6 protein-coding genes are annotated in these 12,572 nt (G+C 42.5%); 4 read left to right on the top strand and 2 right to left on the bottom strand.

The window, feature by feature from the left end:
* The first annotated feature begins 1 nt into the window (after nucleotide 1).
* On the top strand, nucleotides 2-1,054 hold the full coding sequence (locus tag ACFQ21_RS19145; RefSeq protein ID WP_377581271.1) for an AI-2E family transporter: 1,053 nt from the start codon (nucleotides 2-4) through the stop codon (nucleotides 1,052-1,054).
* A gap of 3 nt (nucleotides 1,055-1,057) precedes the next feature.
* On the opposite strand, the gene ACFQ21_RS19150 is transcribed toward ACFQ21_RS19145, so the two are convergent.
* Together ACFQ21_RS19150 and ACFQ21_RS19155 are read right to left on the bottom strand one after the other, a co-directional pair.
* Entirely contained in the window at nucleotides 1,058-2,899 is a 1,842-nt protein-coding gene (locus ACFQ21_RS19150) for an alkaline phosphatase (RefSeq protein WP_377581274.1), read from the bottom strand.
* Between the two features lie 77 nt (nucleotides 2,900-2,976).
* The gene (locus tag ACFQ21_RS19155; protein WP_377581277.1) at nucleotides 2,977-3,354 is read right to left on the bottom strand and encodes a response regulator; all 378 of its coding nucleotides are present in this window, start codon (nucleotides 3,352-3,354) and stop codon (nucleotides 2,977-2,979) included.
* A gap of 496 nt (nucleotides 3,355-3,850) precedes the next feature.
* On the opposite strand from ACFQ21_RS19155, the gene ACFQ21_RS19160 reads away from it, so the two are divergent.
* The 3 genes from ACFQ21_RS19160 (at nucleotide 3,851) to ACFQ21_RS19170 (ending at nucleotide 12,571) form a co-directional block, all read left to right on the top strand.
* Complete coding sequence (locus ACFQ21_RS19160) at nucleotides 3,851-6,799, top strand: SusC/RagA family TonB-linked outer membrane protein (RefSeq protein ID WP_377582048.1); 2,949 nt, start codon at nucleotides 3,851-3,853, stop codon at nucleotides 6,797-6,799.
* Nucleotides 6,800-6,813: 14 nt separating this feature from the next.
* Nucleotides 6,814-8,505, top strand: a complete 1,692-nt coding sequence (locus ACFQ21_RS19165; RefSeq protein WP_377581280.1) for a RagB/SusD family nutrient uptake outer membrane protein — start codon at nucleotides 6,814-6,816, stop codon at nucleotides 8,503-8,505.
* A 637-nt stretch (nucleotides 8,506-9,142) separates the two neighbouring features.
* Nucleotides 9,143-12,571 carry a hypothetical protein gene (locus tag ACFQ21_RS19170; protein WP_377581283.1) on the top strand — a complete coding sequence of 1,143 codons (3,429 nt, stop codon included), beginning with the start codon at nucleotides 9,143-9,145 and terminating at the stop codon, nucleotides 12,569-12,571.
* Nucleotide 12,572: the final 1 nt, after the last annotated feature.

Here is a 12,572-nt window from a genome sequence, read left to right on the forward strand (position 1 = left end):
TATGTATCGTACAGGTAAAGGTATAGCGGTCCGGGCGAATCTGCAGTTGTTGCAGTATATAGTATATGGTTCTGTGGTACTATTCTTCGGACGTGATATTTTTATCCCCATCAGCTTTGCCCTGTTGATCAGCTTTATACTATATCCGGTTTGTATATGGATGCAACGAAGAGGTATGGGAAAGCTTACGGCCATTATTATAGCGCTGTCGCTGTTGATTATAGTAGGACTTCTGCTCGTTGTGCTATTGGTAACGCAGACGCTCAGTTTCCTGCAGGAATGGCCTGTACTGCAAACCAAACTTGTAGCGGTTACTGAAGAGATCAGTGCGTTGATGACAGACCGTGGTATAACGAAAGAACAGCAAACCAGTTGGATCTACTCCGTGGCGAACCAGGCTGGCGGTAAGGCGCTACAGGTGGTAAGCAATACTATATCTGCTTCTGTATTTTCAGCCGTGATGCTGGTGCTTATACCCGTGTATGCCATCCTGATTCTATATTACCGGGATCAATGGATGGCCATTATATACCGGATCTTTCCGAATGAGCGAAGAGACAGTCTGCGAAACATGGTGACACTCACCATACAAACGTACTACAACTTTATAATGGGAATGGGCATTGTATACCTGATCGTAGGTACATTGAATAGTATTGGCTTGTTGTTGCTGGGCGTGCCACACGCTATCCTGTTTGGATTTATAGCGTCTGTGCTTACGTTTATACCGTATGTAGGAATCACCATCGGATCATTGTTGCCGATCGCCATGGCCTGGATCACCTATGACTCCATCTGGTATCCGGTTGGTATCATTGGCGTTTTTACCTTCGTACAATACCTGGAAGCCAACGTTATTTTTCCGTTGGCTGTGAGCCAGCGATTGAACGTAAATACCTTCGTGATGCTCGTGGCAATTTTTGCCGGAGGTTTACTCTGGGGAATGGCCGGCATGATACTCTTTGTCCCATTTGTAGGTATACTCAAACTTGTCGCGGATCATAATCCCCGATGGAAAACACTGTCAATGATGTTGGGACAGCACACGGGCTGATACCTACTTGCCTGTAGCAGACGGCTGGTTAATACGGAGCGCCTTTATGATCTTGTCAAATATAGCGGTGTTCTGATAGACACCTGCAAAATCTTTCGCACCACTACCGTAGGCGAATACAGGCACCATTACAGCGGTGTGATCGTTCGTACTGAAGTTGCCATGTACATATCCTTTATGCAGATCGCCATCGAGTAAGGTAAGTCCGCCTGTTTCATGATCGGCCGTGATGATCAGAAGAGTTTCCGGATGAGCATCCACAAATTCCATCGCTTTACCGATCGCTTCATCAAAATCAAGCATCTCGCGCACTACATATTCTATATCGTTGGCATGACCTCCATAGTCGATCTGTGCGCCTTCTGCCATGATAAAGAACTGACTTTTATTTTCCGTAAATGTACGCAGTGCCTTTTGTAAAGATGTCGATAGAAAATTGCCGCGGCCTTGTTTCATCGAGCGGGCCGCGTCATTATCGAGCACTATATATTTACTTCCGCGAATGCTGTCGAGCGACTGCAGATCGTTTGATACTATATATCCTTTTCGCTTTAACGAAGGAAACAGGTTGGTACCATCTTTGCGCGTGGTGAAATGAGTAACACCACCGCCAATCAGTATATCTACCGGACTATTTAAAAAATCAGCTGCAATCTTCTCACTAAACTCCCTGTCAATAACGTGTCCATAAAATGCAGCAGGTGTCGCATCGGTAATGTCACCGCATGATATAACGGCAGTCTTATAATTATAAGGATGAAGTATATCTGTAATGGGCGTGAGGATCTTTCCAGAAGCATCTACACCAATCGCACGGTTGGTGGTTTTCTGTCCGGTGGCCATAGCCGTTGCTCCTGCGGCAGAGTCGGTTATATAGCTGTCGGCCGAAGCAGTAACAGAGAGTCCTATAGTAGGAATTGTGAACAGATTTAGCTTGCCCTGGTTTGCTGTATAGCCTGCGTATAGCTGCGTTAGCCCCATGCCATCACCAATGAGCAGAATAACATTCTTTACCTGCACACTCTCGGATGCTACAACGGGTTTATGTACGGCATGCGTAGCGGTGTTCTGATAGACCGTGTGAGGCTCTTTTTCAATAAACGTTGCCAGCGTAGTAACATGATCAGTTCCGATATAGTCAACGTTCAGTTTTTGTAAAGTGATCCAGGCATTTACAACGTCAGGCGTTGCCCAGAAGCGGATGCGTTTTCCTAGACTATGAACGCTGTCAATTACATCCGTTATTTTCTTGAGGTCTGGCGCGGTGAGCGTTCCTTTGCCATTCCAGGAAGTATATTTTTTAAAATCATCGCTGATGATGCTGATGCGTTTCAGGTGATCGGCAGTATAGGATACAGAAGGCCGGCCGTCAAAGTGAATATATTCTGGAAAAGACTTCCATTGATCCGCTGCGGGCACATTGCCACTGATGGTAATGGTTAATGACTTACAGCCCGTTAGTGTAGGATACTTGTTCAGTCTTTTTACCAACGCCTGCAGTGTAGGTATACCTTCTGTTTTCAGGTCGATGAGCAGATTCAGCGGTCTGGGCTTTGCGTACACCGCACCGTTGTGAAGCGCGATTTTTTCAGCCAATGGTTTCAGGTATAATTTATCGAGTGTGCGATCGACAGTTATTTCTTTTTCCTCATGGGCTACATACAGTTCTCCTTTCTGCAGAAATACATCAGCTTCGATAGACCCAACCTGACTATAGTATGCCGTAAGGAAGGGGATAGGGTGCACGTAATCATTGTGTGCATGAATCGTGGAAGTAGTATACTCTTGTGCATTACTTATAATGTGCGGAATGCAGAACAGGCATGATAAAGTAAATATTCTCATATATACAGGATGTATTCGTTGTTTGGACGAACAGCGACATTCAGCGTCAAAGGTAAGACAGTAGATTAAAAATTAAATCAGCGCATCACAAAAGTTGGCTGAAGAATATGTTTTTTGACTAGCAAGTTAAACTCATCTAAATCAAAGGGTTTCATCATAACCGATTCGAACCCTGCTTGCAAGAGTCTTCTATACCGGCCCTTATCAACATGACACGTTGTGGCAAAGGCGGTGAACGGATGTGGCTGTATAGCACGAAGTTCGCGCAGCAAACTGACACAATCCATATCGTGTAACAGGTTTACGTTGAGTAAGGCAATATCAAAAGTATGGCTCAGGGCAAAAGCGATGGCTTCGCGTGAAGAGGAGAGTGTGGTGACACCGTAATACGGTGTTAAAAGTTTTTTGAGTATAAAGCGATCAATCTGAAGGTCATCCACCACTAATACATGCATAGCGTATTCTTATCGTGTGGCAAAAGTAGATGTATAATACAAATAAGAATTAAATAGAAGATCAAATATACGTTAACAGTTTGTAATGTGCGATGATTTATATAGTATGTATCCGGAAACTCAAAAAAGTATAGAACCTCTTTTTCAATCCGATTTTAAAAATTATATTTAGTTAAGTGTCAGGGAGGCAACCTGAAAATATCGTCTATGTAATGTGCTGCAGAATGCGGGGTGCTTCCTTTTACTCCCAGATCATCATACGAACGCATTAACTTAATATAACCGTAACAGTAAAATTCAGCTTGCTGAGGGATGAAGTATTTTATTTGCGCGGATTTTAAATGCATCCTGACCGAGAACGTATAGCATCTTTGTGCATCCAACTAATCATATACTATATTTTAAATCATGAAAGCCTATGAAAGAAAACTACAGTAGTTATTTCTGGAAAGACCTTTTGCTCCGCTGCAGTAATTATTTGATGTATGCAGTGCTAATGGTCTTCCTGTCCGTGCCCGTGTGTTTATATGCATCACCTTTACAAGCAGTTACGGTTACCGGTACAGTAATAGATGATACAGGTGAAATATTGCCAGGCGTTAGCGTTGTTGAAAAAGGAACGACTAATGGAACCGTGAGCGACAGCAACGGTAACTTTAAATTGACGGTATCATCAAGTCAGTCCGTTGTCGTATTCAGTTTTGTAGGAACGGTATCACAGGAAATTATAGTAGGTGAAAGAACCGTACTCAACGTAACACTTGTTGCCGATGCCTCTACACTTTCTGAAGTTGTAGTGGTTGGTTACGGTACACAAGACAAGAAAGATGTAACCGGTGCGATAGCTTCTGTTAAAAGTGAAGACTTTAACCGTGGTATCATGAACTCACCGGAGCAGCTTCTACAAGGTAAAGTTGCCGGGGTAAATGTTACATCTGTAAGCGGTGAGCCAGGTGCCAGACAAACTATTTCCATCCGTGGCCCGGGTGGTGTTAGGACAGGAAGCACGCCTTTGTTTGTGGTGGATGGTATACCATTGGACAACTCAAGCACAGGTGGCGATACAAACCCGCTCAATTTTTTGAACCCACAGGATATAGAGACAATGGATGTATTGAAAGATGCGTCTGCTACTGCTATCTATGGTTCAAGAGGTGCAAACGGTGTGGTGTTGATCACAACCAAAAGAGGTAAGGCAGGACACGCCAATTTATCTTACCATGTAGATTATGGTATATCGAAGCTTGCCCGCAAAATCGATGTGTTTACTGCTGATGAGTTCCGCCAGCATGTACCTGAAACCGGTGCTACCATTATTGATGCCGGGTCCTCAACAGATTGGCAGAAAGAAGTTATGCGTACGGCCTATACGAAAAATCATAACCTTAATCTGAGTGGTGGTTCAGATAACCTGACTTACTACGCATCCCTTGGTATGCAAGATCAGGAAGGTATATTGAAAGAGAGTAATATGAAACGTTATACGGGGCGTATCAATCTCACACAGGAATTATTGAACGATAAACTGAAGGTTGAGTTGAACCTGAGCGCCAGCAATACCGAGAACAATCGTCCTCCGGTAGGCGATATCATTGGTACAGCGTTAAGCATGAACCCAACGTATGCTGCGTATGATGATGCAGGTAATCCTACCATTATACCCAACGTAACGAACCCATTGATCCGCTTAAAATTAAATGATGATATTACCAGCACAACCAGAATCATTGGTAATATATCTCCATCCCTGGAAATTATAAAAGGACTTGTTTATAAACTCAATTTCGGTATAGACAACTCCAGCTCAATACGCGATGAGCAGGCTCTTCCAAGTACAACACCTCAGCAGGACGGACGTTTGAACTCAACGTTTGTAAACAATAACAATAATCTTATTGAAAACTATATCACCTACGCGTTTACAAAAGGACAGCACAATGTCTCATTACTGGCAGGACATTCATATCAGAAGATATTCCTCCAGACACGTTGGTGGAGTATCAGCAAATTCCCTGATAATGGAATTGAGCCTCGTTACAACCCGGGACTTGGTACAGAAGTATTGTTAACCGGTGATAACAATAACAAGCCTTATGGAACTGCAACAAAGAACGAACTGCAGTCATTCTTCGGAAGAATAAACTATGAGTTTAAAGATCGTTACCTGATCACGGCTACAGTACGTGCTGATGGATCTTCGAAATTCGGTTCGAACAATAAATATGGAACATTCCCATCATTTGCTTTAGGATGGAGAATCTCTGAAGAGTCGTTCATGGAATCTCTTCCGTTCAGCAACCTGAAGCTTCGCGCAGGTTGGGGACAGACCGGTAACCAGGAGATCCCTTCTAAAATTACACAAGCTCGTTTCTCAACAACAGTAGGTTCGTCTACCAGTTATCCTTTGAATCCTACAGGAGCTTATCCTGCCGGAACAACGTATTCCCGTCTCGCGAATCCGAACATTCAATGGGAAGTTTCACAGCAAACCAATATAGGACTTGACTATGGTTTCTTTGAAGGAGCACTTTCAGGATCTATCGATTACTTCAACAAAGTTTCTGATAATATACTTCTTGAGGTAGTTCCTCCGGATCCAATTCAGCCTGCACCAACGTATTGGACAAATGTGAAGAGCATGGAAATTACCAACAAAGGATGGGAACTTGCCCTGAACTATCAAAACAGAGGAAACGGTGATTTTACATATGGTATCGGTGGTAACATAACGTTTATCGATAACGTTGTTGAAGGATCTCCTTATACCATTATCACAACAGGTACAATCAACGGAGCCGGATTAACTTCTGCAACTGCCAATGGATATGTGAACGGTCAACCGATCGGAACATTCTACCTGAAAGATTTTGCAGGTATAGATGAGAACGGAGAAAATGTTTTCGTAGATCACACAGGTGATGGTGAAATTACCGATGCAGACAGAATATCCGCAGGAAGCGCGTTACCAAAGAAGATGTATAACTTTACCGGTAATATTGGTTATAAAGGATTTGACTTATCAATAAACTTCAACGGTGTTTCAGGTAACAAGGTATACGACAATACAGAGAACGCATTGTTTACCAGAACAAACTTGTCTCGTTCATTTAATACAACCAGTGCTGCCATCGAGTATCCGCAGGAATCTGACCTGAACTCCGGTGATGTGTCAACGCGTTACCTGAAAAATGGATCTTTCCTGCGCCTGAACAACGCAACCTTCGGGTATAATTTCAGACCAGAAATGCTGGGGCTCAGCAACTGGGTAAAATCACTTCGCCTGTCAGTGACTGGTCAGAATTTATTTGTGATAACAGGCTACGATGGATACGATCCGGAAGTAAATACAGATAAGACTGTTAACGGTATTACTTCATGGGGTATAGATTACCAGAGCTATCCGAAAGCACGCACCATTGTATTTGGACTTAACATTACATTTTAAGAGATACTACATCTATGAAAAAGAAAATATTATTACTGTCTCTTTGCTTCAGCATTCTGTTTGCGAACAGTTGTACTGATCTGGAAGAAGAAGTATTGGATGAATCACTGACCGGTGGTGCTAGTCCGGAAGCTGCGGCTGATGGAATTATTGCTCCGGTATATGCAGCGATGCCCGAGTTATTTTTGCATACCCGATATTTTGCACTTCAGGAAATTACAACGGACGAAGCTATACTACCTTTCAGAGGTGGTAAAGACTGGGGTGATAACAATATATATATAGATCTGCACAGACATAATCCTACCAGTCAGAACGTTCCGGTTAACGATGCCTGGAGATCTATCATCATTCAAGGAGTTACCCGTTCAGTTACAGCTATCAACGCACTTGCTGAAATGGAAGGAGACGCAGCGAAACTATATTGGGCTGAAGCCAAAGCGATGCGTGCATATTACTCCATGTTGAGTCTTGATCTTTTTGGTTTGATATTCGTAAAAGATAATCTTTCTGAGACTTCTACGATCATGAGAGGAAATGATGCCGTGGAGTATATCAAAGCTGAATTGCTCGAAATAGAAAGTCAGGTTAGTAACAACGTTGGTCCTGGCCGTATAACACAAGCTGCTGTATGGGGATTACTTGCGAGATTACATTTGAATGCTGCTGTATACCGCGATCCGTATGCAGATTCTTTTTCCTTCAGCACCGAAGATCTCGATAAAGTGATCGAGTATTGCGATAAAGTTGTTGCCCTTGGACAGTATCAATTCTCACCTGAGTACTTTGAGATTTTTGATGATGAGAACCATACTAATAAAGAACTAATCTTTGCAGTAGATCAGCGTTCTGATCTGAACGGTCACAATCGTCTTGCGTACTTCTCATTGTCAGGTGATCAGTTTCCGCTGCCAGAGTTTCCAAAAGCAAATGGAACGGATGGACCAGCCATTACACCAGACTTTTATCATTCCTGGACAGATGCGTATGGTGGAGAAGATCCTGCTACCAAAGATTCACGCTTCTATAAGAAGAATCTGAATATACCAGCAGACTCTTGTATGACAGGCGCTTCTTTCGAAATTGACAGAGGTATATTAAGAGGACAGCAATATGGATTGCAAACTCCTGCCAACGGAACTCCTTTCACGAGATGTGGAGATGGTGGTGCTAACTATAAAGTTGGCAAGCTGTTTAACAGAACACGTGGTTTGGCGAGTGTTCCGGTAAACTTTACTGAGTTCGTTAACTTTACCGAAGCAGGTCGTGGTTATAGCAACGGCTACAGAGTGTTGAAGTATGAATTCAGCAAGAAGTCTGATACCGGTCGTAACAAAGGCGATGCTGATATCATCATTTTACGTTTGGCAGATATATATATGATGCGTGCCGAGGCAAAGCTTCGTAAAGGCAACGCAGCCGATGCGTTAACAGATGTAAATACAGTGAGAGCTTCACGTACAGCGCGTATTACGCCACCAGCGCTTGGTGAAATGACCCTGGATATACTCTTCCGTGAGCGTGGTTTTGAATTCTATTGGGAAATGCAACGCAGAACCGATATGATACGCTTCGGTAAATATGAAGGTTCATGGACCGAAAAGACAGACACTGATAAACGTAAACGTCTTTTCCCGATTCCGCAGTCAGCAATAGATGGAGCTTCAGAGATTCCGGGATACTTGGTACAGAACGCAAGCTATTAATTCCCCGTCTATAGTCCCTCTATTTTTCGCAGGAGGTTGTCTCATTGAGGCAACCTCCTGTTGTTTTATTGGAGATAGCTGGATATCGTGTATATATGTGATTATGAGTGTAGTTAGGTAGCGTTGCTTGCTGACGTAGGAGATTCCTAAAATTGGAATAAAAATTAAAATAATAGTTGCCGTTCAAGTTGCCTGACGTTTTTGTATGTTTGCACATCGATGAAAAGTGATAATTCATCGAAATCCTAACCTGATGAAAATGAGATGGTGGCATTGTGTCTTCGGAGGCATTCTTGTGAGGCTCCTCTACGCTTCATATTACTCTTCTTTAATAATTTATCCGGTTTGTTTAGTGACCCAGTAATACTATAGTTCATTACTATAGCGGTTGCGCGTGGGATTACAATTAGCATTTAACTATATGTGTAAATATATACTTGTCGCACTTTTTGGTTTATCCATAGAAAGTATTTCGTTTGCTCAAACAACGAGTGCTTTCGAGCATTCAGCAAACATATTGCCGCCGTCACCTACAGCCACTGAGCTTGGTAAGTATGGTTTAGTACCTGTAGGGTTTTCTACCGGTACACCTAGTATACAAATTCCTCTTCATCAATTTGCTACAAAGCATTTATCTGTGCCTCTGACTTTGACCTATAGCTCCAGTGGTGTTAAGGTAGATCAACTTGCTTCCTGGGTAGGTATGAACTGGTCTTTGGAATCTGGCGGGGTGATTACCCGTGTGGTTCGTGATGTTGCCGATGATGATGCAAACTATGAACTGTATCCGGAAAATTTTAATAGCAACAACCCACAAGCTCTTGAATATTTGCAGCGATGTGCCGATGAACAATTTTTCGATTCAGAGCCGGACTTATTTACTTTCAATTTTTCCGGGTATACCGGAAAATTTCTGTTTGACCGTTCAGGCAAGGCGATTGTTATGCCTTTTCAAAATATTAAAATTTCGCGATCGCTGGACACTTCTACAGAAGAGAGCGTTTTCACAATCACTACTCCGGATGGAATCATTTATACTTTTGGTGAATCGGAAACTTCAAAGACAGGTAGTGTTGGTGCGGAATGTGGACGATCGTATGAGCATAAGCGAGAAACATCCTGGTACCTTACGCAAGTCTCACATCCCACCGGTGAAGTTATTTACTTAGAATACGAGGGAAGTGTATATTCTTATCCATTGGGGGTAACGCAGAACATAACTAGGAAATTAGCCCGAACAGGTTCTGTAAGCGTGGAAACCCAATGCCCTGATCAGCCGTCATCGACTTGTGTGAATACGATGTATATAACCGGCAGGTATTTAAAGCGGATATGGTCATCGAGTTTTGGCGAGATAGAATTTGTAGCTACCAAGACCCGTACCGATCTGGATGATTATAAGCTTGACGGCATCAATATTAAGAGTGCTGCCAATGTATTACTTAAAAGTTTTTCTTTTGATTATACATTTTCTACCGCTACGCAATATTCTAATTCACTGACTACAGAAGAGTTGAAGCATCGAATGTTTTTAACAGCGGTGCACGAAAAAGATAGCAACGGTACAGGTATACGCTCTCATTCATTTGAGTATAATGACATCAATGGATTGCCTCCTAGATTGTCTTTTGCACAGGACCATTGGGGCTATTTCAATGGAAGGACTAACCAATACTTTGTACCTGTAGATGCGCAAGAGATAAGGGATGAATTCGGACGGAAGGTTTTTACAGGTATTGGTGGTAATAGGGAGCCTGCCGCTGTTTGTAACAAGGGATTATTGACTAAGGTGACTTACCCCACCGGCGGTTTCACCACGCTGCTATACGAGCCGAATACATACCGTGGTTATAATACAATTATACCTACGCCTGTTTCATTACAACAACCTGTTCAAGGTACCGGCTTTAAGACAACAGTTACAAAGACGTTGTCCTTTACACCTAATATTAATCAATTCATGGTGTTTAGTCTCAACAATAGTCCAAGTGCAGAATACGATTCTGAGGATGATGTTGATCCATTGCACCATATAGCTCAAATGACTGTGCGGGATTTGACAACATCTACAATTATCTATAGCGGGACAGCTGAGTGGGAAAGTACGATATCAAGCGATGACATTCAGGTATATGGTGATCACTCTTATCAGGTTTCAGTAAGTGCTACGGGCGAAATTGTATCAGCATATTTTTCTTCATCGTACCTGCCATCCCAACCGACACAAGTACCAGCCAACATGATTACGGGAGGTTTGCGCGTTTTGCGAACTGTAAATCATGATGCATTAACCGGACAGGATGAAATGAAAAGCTATTACTACGAAAAAATAGCATCACCTGGTATTTCTTCAGGACAGACTACAGTTTCTCCGATTTACTACGCAGCAAGTATGATTCATTTGCCGGGGGTGACGACCGGCACCGCACTTGTCTGCTCTTATGCCACACTATATTCGAGTAGCCAATTCAACCTGTACCCGCTAAATGGGAGTAACGTGTTTTACCAATATGTAACAACAGTGAAAGGTACTGATTTCAGTCAAGGGGCAGATGAACATGAGTTTACGATCAACCCGGATATTGATGGCCAACTGGTATGGGGTTTCAGCAATATTCTAAATGCGTCCTCCACTAATAGCGGCTGGGATAACGGACTTGAAAAACGTGTAAGGTACTATAAGCAAGCAAGTGGAAACCTGGTTTTACTGAAGGAAACAGAGAATACCTATGTCAGCGACACACGAAATCAATCAGAAGTAAAAGCTTTAGTTGTACGAAAGAAATATACCCCCGTACTGGTATATAATACTTCCATTGCTTGCAATGATGAAAATCGTACCAAGATATACTATGATTATAAATGTATAGCTGATCACAGTCACTGGTGGGTGTTTGGTTTTGGTGATAATGTAAACTGCGTGGCTCCAGGTGCAGATAATCGTTATGTTGCGGTAGGCCAGCATCCGTGTTATGGAAGAACGGAAGATGTGGTTACGCTGCCATACGCTTTAGACCATCTTGATGCCATTGAATATCGAAACATAGCGTACTGGCATTATCTCTCAAGTGCAAGAGAAACCACCTATGACGAAAACGGCCAACACCCAATAACAAATCTCACTGAATACTTCTATGACAATCCGATTCACTCGTTTTTAGGCCGCGTGAAGAAGACAACAAGTGATGGGAAAGTATCGGAGGAACGAATGAAATATATAGGCGACTATAATGAACTTGGAAACTTCACTATTCTAAAGAATAAACATATTGTGAATTCTCCAATCAAGCAGGAAAAGTTTGTTGACAATATTCTGACAGAAGGAAGTCTCATTACACTCACAGATAACGGAAGTTTCCAGGATCTATATCTATATGAGTCGGAGGCCGCAGAAACTGTCACACACGATCCTGCTGTATTGATACCGAGTCAATATAAATGGAAGGCAAGCTATGCCTATGATGGTAATCAGAATTTGAAAACTGTAAGTTCGCGCGAAGGAGTTCGTAAAGACTATATCTGGGGATATAATGCAGCATATCCGATAGCAGAGATTGTTCAGTCGACCAATGATCATTTTGCCTATACAAGCTTTGAACAGGATGGTACCGGTAACTGGACTGTTCCATCTGCCAGCAGAGAAAATTCAGGCTATACTGGTTTAACTAGTTATTCATTGGCATCCGGTGCTATCAGTAAATCAGTTGATAATACTAAAGTATATGCGGTAAGTTTCTGGGCGCAGTCCTCTAATGTTACGGTGAATGGCGTTGCGCCAGTTGCAGGCGAAACCACAAATGGCTGGACTTACTTTACGGCTACAGTACAAACAGCCACTACGATAATCATCAGTGGTTCCAGTATAATAGATGAGTTAAGATTATGTAATCGTACAGCACAGATGAAAACCTATACCTATATGCCAGGCGTGGGGGTAAAAAGCATTACCGATCCGAATAACAGAACAACTTTCTTTGACTATGATACACATGGCCGCCTGAAGTCTATGAAAGATGGAAAAGGTGATATCATCAAGAGTTTTGAATATAACTATGTTAACCGGTAAA

This window comes from Ohtaekwangia kribbensis (genome assembly GCF_042676245.1).
Classification (GTDB): Bacteria; Bacteroidota; Bacteroidia; order Cytophagales; family Cyclobacteriaceae; genus Ohtaekwangia; species Ohtaekwangia kribbensis.